General features: G+C 63.5%; 22 protein-coding genes. 8 read left to right on the forward strand and 14 right to left on the reverse strand.

The window, feature by feature from the left end; all coding sequences use genetic code 11:
- Positions 1–303: 303 nt before the first annotated feature.
- Complete coding sequence (locus tag ACZYW1_RS04025) at positions 304–447, reverse strand: long chain fatty acid-CoA synthetase Faa4p (RefSeq protein WP_463787669.1); 144 nt, start codon at positions 445–447, stop codon at positions 304–306.
- 535 nt (positions 448–982) lie between these two features.
- On the opposite strand from ACZYW1_RS04025, the gene ACZYW1_RS04030 reads away from it, so the two are divergent.
- A complete protein-coding gene (locus ACZYW1_RS04030) occupies positions 983–1,672 on the forward strand; it encodes a cutinase family protein (protein ID WP_463787670.1) in 690 nt (229 codons plus the stop codon).
- Between the two features lie 54 nt (positions 1,673–1,726).
- Here ACZYW1_RS04030 and ACZYW1_RS04035 read toward each other — a convergent pair whose 3' ends face one another.
- From ACZYW1_RS04035 to ACZYW1_RS04045, 3 genes are all read right to left on the reverse strand, one after another.
- On the reverse strand, positions 1,727–2,023 hold the full coding sequence (locus ACZYW1_RS04035; RefSeq protein WP_463783472.1) for a hypothetical protein: 297 nt from the start codon (positions 2,021–2,023) through the stop codon (positions 1,727–1,729).
- A gap of 132 nt (positions 2,024–2,155) precedes the next feature.
- Positions 2,156–2,584, reverse strand: a complete 429-nt coding sequence (gene arr / locus ACZYW1_RS04040) for an NAD(+)--rifampin ADP-ribosyltransferase (protein WP_463783474.1) — start codon at positions 2,582–2,584, stop codon at positions 2,156–2,158.
- Positions 2,581–2,766 carry a hypothetical protein gene (locus ACZYW1_RS04045; protein WP_463783475.1) on the reverse strand — a complete coding sequence of 62 codons (186 nt, stop codon included), beginning with the start codon at positions 2,764–2,766 and terminating at the stop codon, positions 2,581–2,583. Before ACZYW1_RS04045 ends, arr begins: the two co-directional genes overlap by 4 nt.
- Before the next feature lie 352 nt (positions 2,767–3,118).
- Between ACZYW1_RS04045 and ACZYW1_RS04050 the strand changes: the two genes are divergently transcribed.
- Both ACZYW1_RS04050 and ACZYW1_RS04055 read left to right on the forward strand, forming a co-directional pair.
- Positions 3,119–4,294, forward strand: a complete 1,176-nt coding sequence (locus tag ACZYW1_RS04050) for a DUF1611 domain-containing protein (protein WP_463783477.1) — start codon at positions 3,119–3,121, stop codon at positions 4,292–4,294.
- Positions 4,291–5,358, forward strand: coding sequence for an alanine/ornithine racemase family PLP-dependent enzyme (locus tag ACZYW1_RS04055; protein ID WP_463783478.1), 1,068 nt, complete (start codon positions 4,291–4,293; stop codon positions 5,356–5,358). The genes ACZYW1_RS04050 and ACZYW1_RS04055 overlap by 4 nt, the downstream gene beginning before the upstream one ends.
- 49 nt (positions 5,359–5,407) lie before the next feature.
- Here ACZYW1_RS04055 and ACZYW1_RS04060 read toward each other — a convergent pair whose 3' ends face one another.
- On the reverse strand, positions 5,408–6,196 hold the full coding sequence (locus ACZYW1_RS04060) for an emopamil-binding protein (protein WP_463783479.1): 789 nt from the start codon (positions 6,194–6,196) through the stop codon (positions 5,408–5,410).
- Positions 6,197–6,402: 206 nt separating this feature from the next.
- Between ACZYW1_RS04060 and ACZYW1_RS04065 the strand changes: the two genes are divergently transcribed.
- On the forward strand, positions 6,403–6,852 hold the full coding sequence (locus tag ACZYW1_RS04065; RefSeq protein ID WP_463783481.1) for an ATP-binding protein: 450 nt from the start codon (positions 6,403–6,405) through the stop codon (positions 6,850–6,852).
- Between the two features lie 2 nt (positions 6,853–6,854).
- Here the strand turns inward: ACZYW1_RS04065 and ACZYW1_RS04070 are convergent, their stop codons facing one another.
- A complete protein-coding gene (locus ACZYW1_RS04070; RefSeq protein ID WP_463783483.1) occupies positions 6,855–7,523 on the reverse strand; it encodes a LuxR C-terminal-related transcriptional regulator in 669 nt (222 codons plus the stop codon).
- A gap of 103 nt (positions 7,524–7,626) precedes the next feature.
- On the opposite strand from ACZYW1_RS04070, the gene ACZYW1_RS04075 reads away from it, so the two are divergent.
- A complete protein-coding gene (locus ACZYW1_RS04075) occupies positions 7,627–7,926 on the forward strand; it encodes a GlsB/YeaQ/YmgE family stress response membrane protein (RefSeq protein WP_463783484.1) in 300 nt (99 codons plus the stop codon).
- 138 nt (positions 7,927–8,064) lie between these two features.
- Here the strand turns inward: ACZYW1_RS04075 and ACZYW1_RS04080 are convergent, their stop codons facing one another.
- The 4 genes from ACZYW1_RS04080 to ACZYW1_RS04095 all read right to left on the reverse strand — a co-directional run bounded on the left by ACZYW1_RS04080 (position 8,065) and on the right by ACZYW1_RS04095 (position 12,053).
- A complete protein-coding gene (locus ACZYW1_RS04080) occupies positions 8,065–9,546 on the reverse strand; it encodes an aldehyde dehydrogenase family protein (protein WP_463783485.1) in 1,482 nt (493 codons plus the stop codon).
- Positions 9,543–10,301 (reverse strand): carboxymuconolactone decarboxylase family protein, encoded by a 759-nt coding sequence (locus ACZYW1_RS04085; RefSeq protein WP_463787671.1) that lies wholly within the window; start codon positions 10,299–10,301, stop codon positions 9,543–9,545. The genes ACZYW1_RS04080 and ACZYW1_RS04085 overlap by 4 nt, the downstream gene beginning before the upstream one ends.
- 88 nt (positions 10,302–10,389) lie before the next feature.
- Entirely contained in the window at positions 10,390–11,226 is an 837-nt protein-coding gene (locus tag ACZYW1_RS04090; protein ID WP_463783486.1) for a mycofactocin-coupled SDR family oxidoreductase, read from the reverse strand.
- Complete coding sequence (locus ACZYW1_RS04095) at positions 11,223–12,053, reverse strand: mycofactocin-coupled SDR family oxidoreductase (protein WP_463783488.1); 831 nt, start codon at positions 12,051–12,053, stop codon at positions 11,223–11,225. Before ACZYW1_RS04095 ends, ACZYW1_RS04090 begins: the two co-directional genes overlap by 4 nt.
- A gap of 114 nt (positions 12,054–12,167) precedes the next feature.
- Between ACZYW1_RS04095 and ACZYW1_RS04100 the strand changes: the two genes are divergently transcribed.
- Complete coding sequence (locus tag ACZYW1_RS04100) at positions 12,168–12,803, forward strand: TetR/AcrR family transcriptional regulator (RefSeq protein WP_463783490.1); 636 nt, start codon at positions 12,168–12,170, stop codon at positions 12,801–12,803.
- Between the two features lie 129 nt (positions 12,804–12,932).
- Here the strand turns inward: ACZYW1_RS04100 and ACZYW1_RS04105 are convergent, their stop codons facing one another.
- Positions 12,933–14,210: a cytochrome P450 gene (locus tag ACZYW1_RS04105; RefSeq protein WP_463783492.1), complete on the reverse strand. Its 1,278-nt coding sequence runs from the start codon at positions 14,208–14,210 to the stop codon at positions 12,933–12,935.
- Positions 14,211–14,253: 43 nt separating this feature from the next.
- Positions 14,254–14,454: a ferredoxin gene (locus tag ACZYW1_RS04110; RefSeq protein WP_463783494.1), complete on the reverse strand. Its 201-nt coding sequence runs from the start codon at positions 14,452–14,454 to the stop codon at positions 14,254–14,256.
- Between the two features lie 165 nt (positions 14,455–14,619).
- Between ACZYW1_RS04110 and ACZYW1_RS04115 the strand changes: the two genes are divergently transcribed.
- Together ACZYW1_RS04115 and ACZYW1_RS04120 are read left to right on the forward strand one after the other, a co-directional pair.
- The gene (locus tag ACZYW1_RS04115) at positions 14,620–15,168 is read left to right on the forward strand and encodes a TetR/AcrR family transcriptional regulator (protein WP_463787672.1); all 549 of its coding nucleotides are present in this window, start codon (positions 14,620–14,622) and stop codon (positions 15,166–15,168) included.
- 207 nt (positions 15,169–15,375) lie between these two features.
- Positions 15,376–16,215, forward strand: a complete 840-nt coding sequence (locus ACZYW1_RS04120; RefSeq protein ID WP_463783495.1) for a mycofactocin-coupled SDR family oxidoreductase — start codon at positions 15,376–15,378, stop codon at positions 16,213–16,215.
- Positions 16,216–16,317: 102 nt separating this feature from the next.
- On the opposite strand, the gene ACZYW1_RS04125 is transcribed toward ACZYW1_RS04120, so the two are convergent.
- Both ACZYW1_RS04125 and ACZYW1_RS04130 read right to left on the reverse strand, forming a co-directional pair.
- Positions 16,318–17,214 (reverse strand): SPFH domain-containing protein, encoded by an 897-nt coding sequence (locus ACZYW1_RS04125; protein ID WP_463787673.1) that lies wholly within the window; start codon positions 17,212–17,214, stop codon positions 16,318–16,320.
- Positions 17,215–17,523: 309 nt separating this feature from the next.
- Positions 17,524–17,838: a hypothetical protein gene (locus tag ACZYW1_RS04130; RefSeq protein ID WP_463783497.1), complete on the reverse strand. Its 315-nt coding sequence runs from the start codon at positions 17,836–17,838 to the stop codon at positions 17,524–17,526.

A 17,838-nucleotide genomic window follows, 5' to 3' on the forward strand; every position in this document is an offset into this window, starting at 1 on the left:
CGCGCCGGCAATCTCAGCCCGAGTAGCTCGACTATCGGTTCAGACCGAACTCGTCGCCGGATGCGACGGGCCGCGACCAGGACGAGAAGGTTGACAGCGCGTCTTCCCAGCGCCATCCGGCTGGTCCGTCGCCTCCACGTCGGCCGAGTCGGAGTCACCCGTCGGCCCCAGTGGTAGCCAACGCACATCGCCGACATCGAAGCCATGAACCCCAGCAGCACCGCCATGGTGATGAGCTTTTCGGGTCACCATTGCGGTGAGGTCACGCGCAAGACACACCTCGGCCAATTAGCGAGGTGAGGGCTAACCGATCTCGCTGTCGATGTGGACCGCGACGTACCCGATCGGAATGCCGGTCCACATCGCTATGCACTCGCGCGCGGCGACGTCGACCGCGGCACGCCGGATGGCACGGGTGGTCCTGCCGATTTCGGGAATGGCGATCATCCACCCGTCCGCGTCGCGGGTGACTTCGATGTCGAAGCACTGGCCTACGGTCGGGCATTTGACGCGGGGAGCAAATCGCTGGGCGCTGCGCACCTGTCGGGGGCGCACCAGCACGGACTGAATGGGCATGGCCGCTTTCTGGAGTCGAGAACAAACCGCGCGCAAGCGTATTGCGAACCGAGGCAAAAACCTAATCCATGGCCACCCACGCGTGCCCGATCTTGAAAAAGCTGCGCTGAGCTTGTCTTTCTCCGCGCAAGAGCGGGCTTGACGTCTCATCGGTCACCTGCAGTTTCCCTGACCGCCACCCCACCCGGAATGAACGGCGCCGTTCGCGACGTTGCAACCAGCTGAGTTTGACCAGTGCGACCACGGGATATCAAGATGACCAATGGCATCGACGCCAAAGTCCGCGCTGCGGTGGACTCTTCCACCAAATACGCTGCGAAATGCGACCTCGCTTTGAACGAAAGGCCTCACCGTGCATGACTCGACCCGCTTTGGCATCGCGCCACTGGGATGGTGCGCGCAGTCGATGACCAAGTTGCTGCAATGGGCCGCGGTCCTGACACTGCTGTACGCCGCGGCGATCACCACGCCCGCGATCAGCAAGGCCGCCGCCGATGGGCAGTGCCCCGACGTCGAGGTCATCTTCGCCCGCGGCACCCTCGAGCCGCCCGGCCCCGGAGTGGTCGGACAGGAATTCGCCGACGCCCTCACCGGTCGCCTCACCGGCCGGTCGGTCGACGTGTACGGCGTGAATTACCCCGCCTCGCTGAGCTTCGGGCAGGCCGCCGACGGCGTGGCCGATGCCGCCAACAAGGTGCTCGACACCGTCAACACCTGCCCCGCCACCAAGATCGTGCTCGGCGGCTACTCGCAGGGTGCGGCGATCGCCGCGTACATCACCTCGGACAGCGTTCCACCGGGTTACGAGCTCCCCGCGGGCATCTCCGGACCGTTGCCGCCGAACGTCGCCCCGCATGTCGCCGCGGTCACGCTGTTCGGCAAGCCGTCCAACGGGTTCCTGAACCTGGTCGACCGCGACGCCCCGCCGATCACGATTGGCCCGGCCTACGCCGGTAAGACTCTCGACCTCTGCACCCCGCAGGACCCGGTCTGCTCGTCGGGCGAGGGCTTCAGCCGCGCCGCCCACAGCGCCTACAAGACCAACGGCATGACCGACCAGGCGGCCGACTACGCCGCTCACAAGCTCGGACGCTGACCCTTCGGCGAGCGCCGGTCCTGCCGGTCCCGCCGACGGGTCCGGCCTAGGGATCTACGTGACGACGACCTTGAGGTGGCGACCCGTTGTCGCCGGCGCCTTCGCTTCCTGCGTAGCGGCGAATTGCGCGAACTGGAAGCAGGCCCGCGAGACCAGATAGTTCGTCGGTCTGCCTTCGCGGGCGGCGTAGGCGATATCCAGCAGGGCGGACGTCAGCGGCCCGTCAGGGAGTGCGCGACCGGGCGGCATGGTCGATCCGGACAGCACCCGATTCAAGGCAATCTTGAACTCGCGCAACAACTCGTCGTACGACGGCAACCGATCCGATGTTCCAACGATTGAAGATTCCACGACGATCTCCCTGGTACGCGGGCCAGGACGCCAATGGGCTGCAGCATCCATATATGAGTCGCTAGATACCCCTCTGGGGCACCGGCCAATCTGTGGCTCGCCTCTCACTGCTCGAGCTGCAACGGCTACGGCCTAGTCGTAGATGATCGCGAGTCCACGGCGCCGAAGGTCGGCCAGCGTGGCCCGCATCGTGTCGAGCTGCTCGGGTGAGTGCCCGACCCAGTCGGAGAGCTCGCCAACCACCCGCACCGGCTCGCGGGTTCGGAACGATCGGGTCGGATTTCCTGGAAGCTTCTTGTCGGTGACGTTGGGGTCGTCCTCGATGACGCCTTGCGGTTCCACGATGTAGATGCGGCATGCACCGTCGCCGGGCGCCATCTCGGCACCCCACGCGGCCGCATCCAGGGTCTGCGTCATGTACACGTGGTTCGAGATGCGTCCCTCTTCATAGTTCGACGGCATACCCGGCAACAGCCAATCCCCTACTGCAAGATCCGCTTTGGTGCCGTGCAGAAGTGCACCGGATTCGTGCACTTGGAAAGGTTCCGGCGTAAGTGTCATCGTGATCCGATCAGCTTGTGGTGGGAATGGACCATCGGGCGGATGTAGGCGATCCCTTTGGCCGGCCGGGCAAATCTTTCAACCGCCAGCCCGTCGTCGAACCGCTCGCGCAACATGTCTCGAACCCAAGCCGTTGCGGTCTTGCGGTCCAACTGCCCGCCGCCGGCCATTTGAGCACTCACTTCCCACCCGCTTGCCCTCGTAATGAACTCGTGGGCAGCGATTTTGCGTCATCACCGGGGTCTTGCCGCAAGCCCCCCTGTCAGCTATAAATTGAAAGGGGCAGGCGCGTAGGCTCTTTCGCATTCGCCGGCCGAGTTCCCCGGCCGTTGAGATCCGAGGCGTAAGTGTCGGCAACCCGTCGTGGAGCCGCTCCAGCCTGGTTGGCGCGATTGGCCAGCCCGCCTCGGACCATCGGGTACAGTTAACATGCCGGTAATCTTGCCGGCCCTCAGGGCAGATCACTCGCTGAACGTTGGGCTTCACGCCCCGCCACGATCCCGTCGCCTTCTCTGAGACTTCTCAGAGGAACCTATGCCCTCCCCCGCCCATGGCAATCCTGCTCTCGACTCGTACGAACCCTGCGAGTGCAACCTTCCGGCAGCTTCTTTCCCACTTCCCGCGGGTTCCAGCGCAATCGTTTACTGCGAAGGCCAGTTCGGCGAGCAGGACGGCAAAACCGCCAATGGCCTGGTCAGGCACTCCGAGAAGTACGACATTCTCAGCGTCATCGACAGCCTCCGAGCCGGAGGCGACGCCGGGAAGCTCCTCGACGGCACCGCGAACGGCATCCCGGTGCTGGCGTCGCTCGCCGAGGCCCTCGCGCACGCCGGCCGGGTACCGGACTACCTGATCTGTGGGCTGGCACCCGCCGACGGCCTGCTCTCGAACGAGCAGCGGATCGTGTTGCTCGACGGCATTGCCCGCGGGATGCACATCATCAACGGTTTGCACGAATTCCTGAACGACGACGCCGAGTTCGTGGCGGCAGCCGTGATCGCCGGCGTCACCATCACCGATGTGCGCCGACCGAAAGCCAAGCGCGACCTGCATCTGTTCTCCGGCCGGATCTTCGATGTGACATGCCCCAGAATCGCGATCCTGGGGACCGACGGCGCGATCGGTAAGCGCACCACCGCCACTTTGTTGGTGCAGGCGCTGAACGCGTACGGCATCAAAGCGGTCATGGTCGGCACCGGTCAGACCACCTTGATCCAGGGCGGGAAGTACGGTGTCGCGCTGGATGCCCTGGTCCCCCAGTTCTGCTCGGGCGAGGTCGAGCATCAGGTCGTCGCCGCTTTCGAGGGCGAGGACCCCGATGTGATCGTCGTCGAGGGTCAGGGCGCACTCAGCCACCCGGCGTACATCACGTCCGCTCACATCCTGCGTGGCAGCCGCCCGGCGGGCGTGATCGTGCAGCACGCACCGAAGCGCACCATGCTCGGCGATTTTCCCATGGTGGCAATGCCGACCGCGGCCAGCGAGATCGCCTTGATCGAGGCGTTCGCCGACACGCGTGTCATCGGGGTCACGATCAACCACGAAGAGATGACCGAAGACGAGCTGACCAACGCGATCTCCGAACATCGTTCGCAGCTGGGCATTCCGGTCACCGACCCCCTGACGCGCCCCTCGTCGGATCTGGTTGACATGGTGCTGACGGCCTTCCCCGCGCTCGCGGTGACGGCCCGCACGACAACCCCGGTGTGACGCTTCGGCTGGAGACCGACCTCGACAAGGTCGAGCAGAACACGCGCACCCTGGTCGATCGTCTTGACTCACAGGGTATTCGAGTCACCGGAATCACCAAGGCCGTGCTGGGCTCGCCGGGAGTCGGTGCGGCGATGTTACGCGGCGGCGCGCGCGGCCTCGGCGATTCCCGGGTGCCGAATCTGCAGCGGCTGGCCGAGCTCGATCGATTACCGTCACGCACACTGATCCGCTCACCGATGCTCAGCCAGGTCACGCAGGTGGTCGACGTTGCCGACGTCAGCCTCAACACCGACGCGGTTGTGTTGGCGGCGCTCGATCAGGCTGCGTCCCAACAGAATCGGACGCACGCCGTCGTGCTCATGGTCGAGTTGGGCGACCTACGCGAGGGCATCGCACTCGGCGATATCGCCGACGCCGTGCGGGCCGTACTGTGCCACTCCTCGCTGCGGCTCGCCGGGCTGGGCGCCAACCTGGCGTGCCAGAACGGCGTCATTCCCGACGACCGGAACATGGGCATTCTCACTGGGCTCGTGGAGGATATCGAATCACATCAAGGGATTTCGCTCGACGTCGTCTCAGGCGGCAACTCGGCGAATCTGAGCTGGGCCCTGCATACCCACGACGTCGGCCGGATCGACGAGTTGCGACTCGGTGAGGCCATCCTTCTCGGCGTCGACCCGCTATACCGGACACCGATCCCAGGCCTGCACACCGACGCGTTCACACTGACCGCCGAAGTCATCGAGGTCGCTGTAAAGCCGGCCCGACCCTGGGGCGATCGCGCTCAGGGCGCCTTCGGCGAGGTGCCGGACCGCATCGGCAATACGACTGTGCGCCAAGCAATCCTGGCTCTCGGTCGCCAAGACGTGGACCCCGACGGTCTGCAGCCGCCCGAAGGCATCGCGATCCTCGGGATGAGCAGTGACCACCTGATCGTCGACCTTGCCGACCACCCGGCCGCGGCCGGTGACGAGATCGAATTCGGAGTCGGTTACGGCGCACTGGTGCGGGCGATGACGTCGCCCTTTGTCGCCAAGGTCGAGCACCTAGGCCGAGGCTGAGAGTTCAACGCAAACCCCTGTCACGCAGGGACATTCGAGCCCCGACCCATCAGATCGCGGCCTGCACTCCTGCCCGCCTGGTCAAATAATCGATCTGCAGGTAGATCGCGTAGAGCACGAACGGCGGCAAGATCATGAACGGCAGGTTTTCGGCGAGGAACTTGAACCAGAAGCCGAACGCACCCTGCCCGATGTCGCCGAATCCGGCCCGCACTTCAGCCAGGAAGTACACGCCGGTACTACTGAGCAGCATCGCGCATCCCGCGAAAGCGAGCCACAGGCAACGAATGCGGGATTCGGTCGGAAGCTCGGGTCGGATCAACCGGAGCCACAGGACGAAGAGTGTCGCACCTGTGATGACGCCGACCAGCTCCAAACCGAAGATCCAATTGTTCGCACTGGTGTAGCGGGTGTCGGTCAGTCCCCACTGCCACCACAGCCACTTCCAACCCGGGTCGGTGGTGGGTGTCCACAGGTTGAAGGGATGTCCGATCAAGAAGATGGTCTCGTATCCGAGTTGGCTGCCCGCGGTGTAGGGCAGGTAGATCAACGTCAGCTCGGCCGCTCGTTCCAACCGAGGGCGACGCTCACCCCGGCCGGTCCAGAAATAGACCAGTGGCAGCAGGATCACCGGTACGCCGAACAGTACGTTGGCGACGACGTCGACCGTGAACGACGGGGGCAGCACCCGCAAGCCCACTCCCGCGACGGCGAGCACGAAAGCGATGCCGGTGAGCGCGGTGAATAGCAGATACGTCCGCCGGCGATGGGCGGCCCACGGCCGAGCCAGATTCGGCTCGTGGTCCGACGCAGCGTGTGTCACGACGTCCGATGTCATCGCATCATCCCGGTTTCCTGCTAAGCACTCGCTCAGCGTAGGACTTCGGGTGACGGTTGGTTCGGTTTTGCCCGGACGCGCTCGACTCGTCGACGGCGTTGTGGAGGTTCGAACGCACCGAGGTCGTGATCCAGGGTTTCTCTACCGTGACCGAAGCGAGCCGTGCGAACTGGTTGCACATCTGAAAGGCGGGTAACCAACCTCACGTGAGTGAATCGGTCCGTGTCGATGAGGCGCCGCAGTGTGCCTACACCGGGCCCGCCGACGGCGACACGGCAGCCGACTTTCGAGCGCACCTCCGTCGCTGGCTCGACAGCACCGTGCAGGTGGACGACGACCGCGGCATGGACATCATCCTGGCCGCCTATGAGGCCTTGGCCAATTGCGCCGAGCACGCATATCGCGAGCACGTTGTCGCGGATAGCGGTCTCATGACCATGAAAATGAGCCACAACCCGGTCGAGGAGACCGTGCACATTTGCGTCACTGACCACGGCAGTTGGATCGAACCTGACCGCGCTGCCATCAACGCCCGTCGCGGGCGCGGACTCATGCTGATGCACGGCCTCGCTGACGAATGCAGCATGCATGGCCGCAGTGACGGCACCGCTGTGTGCCTTCGTTTCAACCGGTGCCCGACCCTGAACAGGAACTGAGGTCAGGGTCCGCCTTTCCAGTGGTCGATGCGGTGATGGTCGGGAGTGAAGCCGTGCTGGACGCCCCACAGGACGGCTTGAGTGCGACTCCCGGCGTTGATCTTGCGGTAGATGCTGCGGATGTAGGACTTGACGGTGTTGGGGCTCAGGTAGGTCAGTCGGGCGACGTCAGCATTGCTTTTGCCCTGGGTGATCAAGGCCAGGACCTCGGATTCGCGGTCGCTGAGTCCCTCCGTGCGACCCGGCCAGTCGAGGCCCAGGGCGCTGCGTGCCCGTGGAGCGGGCTCGCTGATCACCAACTCCCCGGCATGGACGGCTTCGAGGGCCGCGACGAGCTCCCGCGCCGGCAGGGTCTTCGACAGATAGCCGTGGGCTCCGTGCTCGCGCGCACTGGCGATCAGGTCGGGGTGAAAATTCCAGGTGTAGACCACAACACGTCGGGCGCGGGGGTTGGTGATCAGCGTGGCGATCTCGTGGTCATCGGTCTCGGGCTGGGCGAACGAGTCGTACAGCGCGATATCGACCGAGTCTTTGACCCCCACCGAGGCGTCCAGTTCGGCGACCACAATCCGGTCGCGGTAGTTGTCGAACATGTTTGCCACCCCCTTGACCACCACGTCGTAATCGTCGACAAGCGCGACGGTGATCGGGCGGTTCGTTGAAGGCGACATCGTGCGAACTTACCCCCCCAGGGGTGTAGCCGGACCCCCCTAAAGGGTGTTGCCTGATGTCATGCGTCGAACAGGTACGACGCCATGACGAGAGGTAAACGAGATGACGACTGATTTGGCGGTAACCGAGCTCTTGGCCCGCTCCACCACCGTGACCAGCGTCGGCTGGATCGGCTACATCATCATCGGCGCCCTGGCGGGTTGGCTGGCATCGATGATCATGAAGTCCCGAGAAGGTCTGCTGCTCGACATCGTGATTGGCGTGGTCGGCGCGCTGGTCGGCGGTTTCCTGCTGAGCTTCGTGGTCGACACCGCAAACGGTGGCTGGTGGTTCACTTTGTTCACGGCGACCTTCGGAGCGGTGATCCTGCTGGCGCTGATGCGTACGGTCCGGCGCACCTAGGTTCGTCGAGGTCCGGTTTAGCGGGTCCGGTCGCGGGAGTCTGACTCTCGAGGCCGGACCCGCGACTGGCCTCACACTCGTTGCCGACGACTCGAGAGGCTGGCGGCGACTGAGTTGTCGCACGTGGAGGATGACGGATCACGCCGACCCCATGCCGATACGAATGTTCTTGATTTGCTGGAATTCTCGCAATCCATCGATGCCGCCGGTCCGCCCGAACCCGCTCTGCTTGTAGCCGCCGTAAGGCCCTTGGGGTTGGATGTCGCTGAACGTGTTGATCCACACCGATCCGGCTTCGAGTTCGCGGGCGACGCGGTGGGCTCGAGTGAGGTCGCGGGTGTGAATGAAGGCATTGAGTCCGTAGGAGGTGTCGTTGGCGATCCGCACGGCCTCGGCGTCGTCGCTGAATCGAATCAACGAGACCACGGGCCCGAATGTCTCGAGTTGGGCGAGCTCAGAGGAGTTGTCGACGTCTCCGAAGACGGTCGGCTCGATGTAGTAGCCGCGGGCCAGCTGTCCACCGATACGTTTTCCGCCGGTGAGTAATTCACCGGCCGGAGCCCTGGTGGCGGCGTCGATCGCTTGCAGGATTCGGTCGGCGGCGGCGTGGCTGACAACGGGTCCGAACATTACCGACGGATCGAAAGGATCGCCGATTGCGGCGGCGCTCACGGCGGTCAGGAATTTGGCGGAGAACGCGTCATAGACCGAGTCGTGTATCAGCAGTCGGCTTGCGCAAGCACAGCTTTGGCCCGACTGCATCAATGGGCCCTGGTGGGCAGAGATCATGGCGGCGGTGTCCAGGTCGGCGTCGGCAAAGACGATGGTGGCCGACTTTCCGCCGAGCTCGGCAACGACCGGGGTCAGGTTCGTGGCCGCCGACCGTAGGACTGCGCGCGCCGTGGCACCGCCGCCGGTGAAATGGATCTTGCCGATGCCTGCGTGCTCGACGAGCGCTTGGCCCGCTTCTGCCTGCGCCGGAACGACATTGACCAGCCCGGGTGGCAGACCGGCCTCGAGGCACAGTTCGCCGAAGCGCAGTGCAGCCATCGGCGCGAGCTCGGAAGGTTTGAAGACAACCGCGTTGCCTGCGGCCAGCGCGGGAGCCACGCACGAGCCTGCGACAACAAGTGCTCCGTTCCAGGGGGCAATGATTCCAACGACGCCGTAGGGTTCGCGCTCGATGAGGTTGATGTCGAAAGAACCAGTGGCCGGGGCGCTTTGCCCATGGGGCTTGTCGGCGTAGCCGGCGAAGTACCGCAGAAATCTCTCCAGGAGAATCGAATTGCCGGCAAGTGAGATGGGAACCGCGTAGTCGTGCACGTTGAGCGCACTGAGATCGCTGAAATGTTCGTGCACGGCGTCGGCGAGGTCGATGAGCAGATCACGACGGCGGTCGACGGTGAACGACACCCATTCGCGTTGAGCGGCCCGCGCCACTGTCACCGCGTCGCCCATCTCGGCCGGCCCGGCCAGCACTATCGTCGCGTTGTGCTCACCGGTCGCCGGATACACGTGTTCGTGTAGCCCACCCGACGATGTGGTGACGCGGTCGCCGCCCAGCAGCAAGCCGATCGGTTTGTCTCGCGCGGGTGGTGCCGGCGCACTCGAAACGGTCATGCGCCGTCGTGGGCTTCGGCAGCCCATTCGGTGAGCACGCGGGGCTTTTGCTCAGCGATGACGTCGGTGAGGGTGCAGGCTTTGGCCCATCCGTAGTAGGCGGCGAAATGCAATGCCAGTTCGTCCATTTCGTCGAAGGAGATGTCGCGGCTTCTCAACGCGGCATAGACGTGACTCAGGATCGGTATCGGCGCGTCCTGAAATGCCACGCATGTCACGGTGATGAGCCGTCGCTCCTTGATGCCCAGGCCGGGACGCAGCCACATCTCGCCGAACACGAAGTTCAGAATGCCCGCACCCGAATACGGGTTGTCGCGAATCGGCACGAACGGCACGCAGTTGACGTCTCGAAAGGATTGCTCACCGGCCAGCAGACGCTGTTCTGGATCGCTCGGGGTCACCAGCGGCAGCAGCGGCTCGCCGTCGGGCATCGGTTCGCCGCGTTCCAGGTGAATACGCTCCCACTGTTCGTCAACGGCCATATTGAACCGGGATGCTTTCGGCCAGCCGCTGTAGACCGCGAAATGCAATACTGTTTCCCGCATTTCGGCGATCGACACATCGCCACTGTTGAGTGCCGCGTAGACGTGGTCGCGTAGGGGTTGCTCGGCGTCGGCGGCTGCCACGCAAGCCAGGGTGATGAAACGCCGATCTCTTCTACTCAGATTCGGGCGGGTCCAGATTTCGCCGAACACGATGTCGATCAAGCCGGCTACCGCAGCCGGGTCGCGGTCCTCGGGCGGGTCGAACGTCATGATGTCGGCGAACGAGCGCCGGCCGCGCTCGCCGCGGTCCTCCTCGGCTGCCGTCAACGTGGTGGCCTTCCACTCCGGAAGCGGGCGTTCACCTCAGGGTGACTCCGGCGTCGACTTTGAATTCCAGACCGGTCACCATGCGGGACTCGTCGGAAACCAGGAAGAGCACGGCGTTGCTGATGTCGGCCGGCTCGGCCAGCATTGCAGGCAATGCGTTCATGAAGATCGGGATCAGGTCTGGGCGATCTCGAGCCAAAATGGTCTGCATCGACTCTGGACGCATCCCTGTCTCGACGCCGGTGGGGTGCACGGTGTTGACGCGGATACTCTGCGCGGCAACCTCGTTGGCCAGTGCCTTCGCCAGTCCGACGACGCCATGTTTGGAGGCGGTGTAGGGCAGATGCAGTGGGGTGCCTTTGAGCCCCGCGGAGGAGCTGATGAGGATCAAGCTGCCGCCGGCGCCGACCAGATGCGGTAATGCGGCGGCACAAGTGTTCCATGTGCCGATGAGATTGACGTCGACCACCGTGCGCCACTGCGCCGATGTCGTTGCGTCCCACGTTCCGACGGTCAGCACACCTGCGTTGGCTACCGCAGCGTCGAGTCCACCTAGCTCCTCCACACCCGCGGCGACGGCGGCGGTCAGCGCATCTGCGTCTCGGATGTCGGCCACGTGCGTTACTGCCCGGCCGCCGTGTTTTTCGACCAGACGAGCTGTTTCGTCGAGATCCTCGCGCGACGCCAGCGGATATTCCAACTCCGGGAGCGACGCGCAGATGTCGAGAAGGATGAGATCGGCGCCCTCCTCGGCCAGCCGCACCGCATGACTGCGTCCCATGCCCCGTGCCGCCCCAGTGACCAGAACTCGCTTACCGGTCACGCGGTCGCCGGCACGGCCATGACCGCCAAGTGCGTTGTTGCTCATAGCTTGTTGCAGAACCCAGCATCGACGGGGAATGTCACCCCGGTCACGTACTTGGCTTCATCGGAGACCAGGTAGGCGATGGCGGCGCTGATGTCGGAGGGTTCGAGCATCTCTACCGGCAGCGGGTTCTGCAAGTGGCCACCCGCGCCGGGGTAGTTCTCCAAGAACTCAGTCATCGCCGGATTCACCGCCATCATCGTGTTCACCGCGGTCGGGTGCACGGTGTTGACCCGAATATTCGCCGGCGCCAATGCATTTGCCAGCGTACGCATCAATCCGACGATGCCGTGTTTGGACGCTGAATAACCCAAACCACCGCCCTGCATTCCGCCGAACCCTTTCAGTCCCGCGGTGGAACTGGTGAAAATGATGACGCCGCCTCGGTTGCCGGTCAGCAGGTGTGGAATCGTGGCCTGCGCCGCATGATAGGCGCCATCGAGGTTCACCCCCATGACCGCTCGCCACTGCGCTAGTTCTTCGTCGATGCTGAGTTCGCGGAAAGCGACCGGTGCGATTCCGGCGTTGGCCAAGACGATGTCGAGCCGTCCGAAGTGCTCGACGCCGGCGTCTACAGCGGCTTTGACCTGACCGAAATCCCGCACGTCGGCGACCGAGGCCAAAATCTTGCCGCCCTCGGCCTCGACCAGATTGACCGTTTCGCTGAGCTCGTCGTGGCTTGCCAACGGATAGTGGTTGGCCTCGATGTCAGCGCAAACATCCACGCCGACAATGTTGGCCCCTTCACGGGCAAGTCGAATCGCATGGCTGCGGCCCTGACCGCGCGCGACCCCGGTGATAAACGCGACTTTGCCGTCCAGATGGCCCATTGGTCCTCGCTCGGTTCGATGCGCGCGCCGGTTGCCGGCGCAGTAATGTCAGTAACCGTGTTACTGCGACTACAGTAACCGTGTTACTCGCTAGGGGCAAGGGGGGTGTGAACGATGGCGAATCGCAACGATGGTCCAGCGCAGAAGAATTGGCGCGATGACCGCATTCTGAGCACGGTCGTGAGAATCCTGGAGGACGACGGCTATGACGCCGTTCAGCTTCGTGACGTCGCACGTCTGTCCCAGACGTCGATGGCGACCATCTACAAGCGCTACTCGAACCGCGAAGAACTCATTGCCACAGCCGTGCAAGCCTGGATGGACCAGTACCGCTTCGCCGCCCTGTCGGATCAGTCACCGGGACCCGGCGATTCCCTGTACGACGGCGTAATGCGGTTGTTGCGCACCATCTTCCACCCATGGGAGCAACACCCTGGCATGCTCAAAGCCTACTTCCGCGCTCGCGCAGCACCGGGCGGCCAGCAACTTGTACGGCACGGCCTAGATATGGCTGTACCCGTGTTTCTGGGCGCACTCGCCGGCGCCGACGACGAGCTGATCGCCGACCTCGATGCCGTCATCAGCAGCCTGGTGTACGGCCTCGTGGGCCGCTTCACCGCTGGCGAGATCGCCGTGACGGACATCCTTCCCGTTCTCGAGCGTGCGGTCTTTCGCCTCACGGAAGGACATTCGGCTCGATCGTCGCAGGCAACCGCGCCGCGCGTTGCGAGCGGACGCCGTCGACGGTGACGCCACCACCAAGCTGTCTGGTTGACGTCGATCCCCAAAGAGCCTCGTGCCCAGACCTTTCGAAGCTGGCGCAGTAACGTTACCGAGCGTCGCGAGGTGTGACAGCACGCGCTTCGGCATTCGGAGCGCTCAATGGTTGGACGAGAATTCGATGTGCAATTCGGTGAGCCCGCGCAAAAGAAAGGTGGGCTCGTAGTGGTAGGTGCGATTGTTCGCTGGGCCGTGTTTGGCCTCGCTGATACGGATATCACTCATGCGGTCAAGTAAGCGGTTGATGGTGACGCGCCCTTCGACTCGAGCCAGCGGTGCGCCCGCGCACGTGTGAATGCCTCGGCCGAAGGCGATGTGTTCGCGGACGTTCTTGCGGTGGATATCAAACACGTTCGGGTCGTCGAATTTTCGCGGATCCCGGTTGGCAGCACCCAGGCAGAGCATCAGGACGGTTCCGGCCTTGATGGGCACCCCCGCCAGGGTGGTGGATTTGCGCGCGAGCCGGAAGTCGACCTTGGTCGGGCTTTCAAAACGAAGGGCCTCTTCGATGAACGGCCCGACGAGGCTTCGGTCCGCGCGAAGCTGGTCCTGCAGGCCCGGCTGGTCGCAGAGCACCCGCAGCGCCGAACTGAGGAGTTTCGTCACGGTTTCCTGCCCTGCGCCGAACAGGAAGGTAGCCGGCCGCACCACGTCGAGTAGCGACGGCACGGAACCGTCTGGGTAGGTGGCCGAGGCCAGACCACTCAGGACGTCGTCGCCGGGGGCGTTGCGCCGGGCGGCAATGTAATCGCTGAAGAGACCGTCGAGATAACGCAGCGGATTGCTGCCGACCGGTGTCTGATCGAGAGCTCCGACGTGCCCTGGAGATTCACCCGCTCCGAGGTGGCGACGCAGCTTCGGGCGGTCTTCGTCCGGGACGCCGAGCAGGTCGGCGATGGCCAACGTCGCAAAGGGTTTGCCGTACTCGCCAAGGAACTCGCACCGGCCGTTGCCGATGAACTCATCGAATTGTTTGTCCGCAAGGTCCCAGATGTATTCTTCGTTCTCCTGCAAGCGTTTCGGTGTCAGCAGCCGCCCCAACAAAGACCGTGCCTTCTCATGCTCGGGTGGATCCATGACCACCATGTGCTCGAAGATGGGGAATTGATGACGATGGGCCTCGATCAGTTCGCTGATGTCGTCACCTTCGGGGGTGAACGGAAGCGGCGGAAACGGCCCACCGATCGCGTTGACCGCGGAGAAGGCGTCGACGTCCTTGAACGCCGCATGCACCTCTGCGTAACCCGTCACGGCGACGACCCCGTAACGCCGCTCGCGCACCACCGGCCCCTGACTGCGAAGGTAATCCCAGTAGGCGTAAGGATCCTGCGCGATCTCAGCGTTGGCGAAGTAGTCGATGCCTGCCAGTTGAGTCATGGTCAGCGGCCTTCCACCGGTCGAGGGTGAAGATCAGTGCCGGTCACTGATCGACCCAGGCGATCGCTTGGCGAGGGCATGCCGCCACTGCGGCGTCGACTGCTTCGCGATAGCTGTCATCGGGTGTCTCGTCGCAGCGAGCCACGTCATCACCGAGGTCGAAAACCTCGGGGGCCAGCTCGATACACAGAGCGTGTGCTTCGCACAGTCGCGGGTCCACGCGTACGCGTTGATCGGTGGACATCGTCCTCCTCGTCGGTCCGAGCCTCGTTTTTGATCGATCGATCAAACTGCTAAGGTGCAGCATGCCTATCACGCAGTGTCGGCGGCGGTCAAGCATGGTGCCGGGGATGACCGGGTGACCACGTCGCGGAAGCCGAAGGCCGACGAGCGCGCGACGCGACTGCGCTTGATGGAAGCGGCGGCGCAGATCATGCACGAAGAGGGGTATGCGTCGGCGACCTCGCGGCAGATAGCCGCGCGTGCGGGTGTGAAACAGGCGCTCGTCTACTACTACTTCCCGACTATGGACGATCTGTTCCTGGCGGTTCTGCGGGCAGGCGCCGAAGTCGCGCTGGAACAGATGCGAGCCGCATTGACCGAGGACAATCCACTGCATGCGCTTTGGCAGCTCAACAGCGATTCGCGCCGCACCGTTCTCAACACCGAGTTTGTTGCTTTGGCCAACCACCGCAAAGCAATTGGTGCTGAACTCAGGGCCTACGCCGAACGCGTCCGCGACATTGAGACCGCCGCCGCGACGATGGTGCTACGCGCCAGCGGAAAGGATCTCGGCACCTATCCGCCCGTCGCTATCGCGATGCTCATCGCCCAGACCGCGCGAAGCCTCGGCAACGAAGCCGCCATCGGCATGGACGCAGGACACGACGAACTACGCGCGCTGGTCGAGCAGCACATCGACATGCTCACCACGCCAGCGGCAACGATCCGTAGTTAGCACGTTCTCGCGGTGAAATCCGGCGTTTTGCGACCATAGGGATCGACTGCACGCCCCGACGCTCCCCTCTCGTCTCGGCCGGCGGGTTGACACCGCGAATGGTAAATGCCATTGTTCCTGATCGATCGATCAAATCAACGAGCTTGCCGAGCGGTTCGAGACGGGTGGCGAGCGCGCGACGGAGAACTGCTGAAGCGAAGGTGAAACATGGCAGGACGAGTAGAGGGCAAAGTCGCCGTCATCACTGGCGCGGCGCGCGGCCAGGGACGTAGCCACGCACTGCATCTGGCCGAGGAAGGTGCCGACATCATCGCTCTCGACATCTGCGGTCCGGTCAGCAGCAACACTCAGATCGCGCCGGCGACACCGGACGATCTCGCCGAAACCGCCGATCTCGTCAAACAATTCAACCGGCGCATCGTCACCGCCGAGGTCGACGTGCGTGACTACACCGCACTCGCGTCCGCGATTGACAGCGGAGTTGAACAGCTCGGACGACTCGACATCGTCTGCGCAAACGCCGGAATCGGCAACGGCGGCCATACACTGGACCGCACCAGTGAAACCGACTGGGCCGACATGATCGATGTCAACCTGTCCGGAGTCTGGAAAACCGTCAAAGCGGCTGTCCCGCACCTTGTTTCACAAGGACAAGGCGGTTCGATCATCTTGACCAGTTCGGTCGGCGGCCTCAAGGCCTACCCCCACACTGGCCACTACATCGCCGCCAAGCACGGTGTAGTCGGCCTCATGCGGACGTTTGCCGTCGAGCTGGGGCAACATTGCATCCGCGTCAACTCGATTCACCCCACCAATGTGAATACGCCGATGTTCATGAACGAAGGCACCAAAAGGCTATTTCGACCCGACCTGGAAAACCCAGGTCCAGACGATCTGGCAGCGGCAGCAAAATTCATGCACGTCCTACCCGTTGGCTGGGTCGAACCCGTCGACATCAGCTACGCCGTGCTCTTCTTGGCATCCGACGAATCCCGATACGTCACCGGGCTGACTATGACGATCGATGCCGGCAGCATGCTGAAATAGTCACCGCCGCAGTGAGCTGCTACCCACCCGGCGACGGCTAGCGCGGGCCTGCCGGACGAACTACCGGCAATCGGATTTCTTGGCCATGGACCGCAATCATCGTTACCTGGCCGGGACGGTGGGCATAACCGGAGTGCCCGGCCAACAGCCCAGCGGCGAGATGTTTTTGGCGATGGCCGAGTTGATGCAGTTCTGCACAACGACATTCGGGTCGTTGCTGATCGAGCGGGAGATTATTTCGTTGGCCTTGGCCTGGGCCTCCGCGGTCTTCTGCGCCTCGGCTGCGATAGACGTCTGCGCCCGCTGCTGGTTGAGCTGGTTGATCTTGTCCTCGGTGCCATGGTCATAGCTGATCGTCGGCACGTTGACGTCGATGATTTCCACCTGTGTGTCGACTTCACCGCGCAGGATGTTGGTCGCCTTCTTGGCGAGCTCAGGCAGCGGTGAGCGGTCCAGGTTCTGCGGCGCCAGCGGATCGTATGACGCGAACACTTCGTTCAACGCCACGGCGAGGTTTCGCTCGACCAGGTTGACGCGCACGTTGTCGAACGTCTTGTACTGCTGATAGAGCTCAGGTGCTGCGCCCTGCTTCAGCTGCCAGCGGATCGAGACATCAGCCTTGGCAGTCGACGAGTTGCCGAGCCGGATCAAAATCTGGTCATTGCCAACGTATTTGTCGATCTGGATCGCGCCGTCCATCTCGTGTGTGATCGTCCACGGCATCTTGGCATGGAGCCCGTTGTTCAGCGCGACACCGGTCGGCCGGCCGAAGCTGGTCTGAATCGCGATCTGCCGGGTGCCGACGATCGTGAAACAGCCGAGAAGCAGGAACATGACGCCGACACCGAAAACTACTGCCGCGACTCCAGTTCCGCGGAATCGCCTGACCTTACGTTCTCCCGCGCGGGGCGCGACAACAAACGAAGCGATCGCGGACCCGCCGAAGATGAGCGCCGCGATCACGGCCGAGAAAAGGAACAGGATCATTTGCCAGGACATCAGTTGGGGTTCCTTTGGATAGTCGTTATCGCTGCGGTGATGCGTCTGGGCAGGGTGTGCTACAGGTCTCGCCAGTGTCATGGTGGCAGAAATCGGCCGCCAAGAGTTGCAAGTCGGGGGCACCAACCGGATGCCGGTCGATAAATCAGCCGGCGAACCGATCGTGGTACCACGCGCTCAACGCCTGCACGATGGCCGTCATCGGACTGATCGGTTCAATGCTGTACACCGATGGAAACAGCACCAACGAGCGATTCGCCCTGAATGCCAATGAGCTGTCGGCGGCGGCGCCGGGCGAAGGAGGGCGCTTTACGCGAGGGTTTCACCCACGAACGTCAGGTAGCGCTGAACCGGAGGCGGTTGCAACTGCACCACCTCAGGCCTGGACATCCGACCGGCTTGCAGTGCGGCTTTGAGGTTCGCGCGGGCAGTCTGGACATCGGTGTCGATCTCGTAGAGCGTAACGAAGGATTCCCCATCGTCGGCTTGCCAGCGTCGCGCGGACATGAAGCCGTCAAGGCTGAGCATCTCAGGGATGTGTGTGCTCTCGTGCCACGCGTGGTATTCCTCGACCTGGTCCGGTGATACGGGTTTGCTTTCGACAAATAGCAGTGCTTTGGCCAC

The sequence above is a fragment of the Mycobacterium sp. IDUB_36 genome, from assembly GCF_055419225.1.

Excerpts from the sequence above, each read along its gene's own strand:
- ACZYW1_RS04025 (WP_463787669.1), bottom strand. The coding sequence starts at position 447 with ATGATCGCCATTCCCGAAATCGGCAGGACCACCCGTGCCATCCGGCGT.
- ACZYW1_RS04030 (WP_463787670.1), top strand. The coding sequence starts at position 983 with ATGACCAAGTTGCTGCAATGGGCCGCGGTCCTGACACTGCTGTACGCC.
- arr (WP_463783474.1), bottom strand. The coding sequence starts at position 2,584 with ATGACACTTACGCCGGAACCTTTCCAAGTGCACGAATCCGGTGCACTT.
- ACZYW1_RS04050 (WP_463783477.1), top strand. The coding sequence starts at position 3,119 with ATGCCCTCCCCCGCCCATGGCAATCCTGCTCTCGACTCGTACGAACCC.
- ACZYW1_RS04060 (WP_463783479.1), bottom strand. The coding sequence starts at position 6,196 with ATGACATCGGACGTCGTGACACACGCTGCGTCGGACCACGAGCCGAAT.
- ACZYW1_RS04070 (WP_463783483.1), bottom strand. The coding sequence starts at position 7,523 with ATGTCGCCTTCAACGAACCGCCCGATCACCGTCGCGCTTGTCGACGAT.
- ACZYW1_RS04075 (WP_463783484.1), top strand. The coding sequence starts at position 7,627 with ATGACGACTGATTTGGCGGTAACCGAGCTCTTGGCCCGCTCCACCACC.
- ACZYW1_RS04080 (WP_463783485.1), bottom strand. The coding sequence starts at position 9,546 with ATGACCGTTTCGAGTGCGCCGGCACCACCCGCGCGAGACAAACCGATC.
- ACZYW1_RS04085 (WP_463787671.1), bottom strand. The coding sequence starts at position 10,301 with ATGACGTTCGACCCGCCCGAGGACCGCGACCCGGCTGCGGTAGCCGGC.
- ACZYW1_RS04090 (WP_463783486.1), bottom strand. The coding sequence starts at position 11,226 with ATGAGCAACAACGCACTTGGCGGTCATGGCCGTGCCGGCGACCGCGTG.
- ACZYW1_RS04095 (WP_463783488.1), bottom strand. The coding sequence starts at position 12,053 with ATGGGCCATCTGGACGGCAAAGTCGCGTTTATCACCGGGGTCGCGCGC.
- ACZYW1_RS04100 (WP_463783490.1), top strand. The coding sequence starts at position 12,168 with ATGGCGAATCGCAACGATGGTCCAGCGCAGAAGAATTGGCGCGATGAC.
- ACZYW1_RS04105 (WP_463783492.1), bottom strand. The coding sequence starts at position 14,210 with ATGACTCAACTGGCAGGCATCGACTACTTCGCCAACGCTGAGATCGCG.
- ACZYW1_RS04110 (WP_463783494.1), bottom strand. The coding sequence starts at position 14,454 with ATGTCCACCGATCAACGCGTACGCGTGGACCCGCGACTGTGCGAAGCA.
- ACZYW1_RS04120 (WP_463783495.1), top strand. The coding sequence starts at position 15,376 with ATGGCAGGACGAGTAGAGGGCAAAGTCGCCGTCATCACTGGCGCGGCG.
- ACZYW1_RS04125 (WP_463787673.1), bottom strand. The coding sequence starts at position 17,214 with ATGTCCTGGCAAATGATCCTGTTCCTTTTCTCGGCCGTGATCGCGGCG.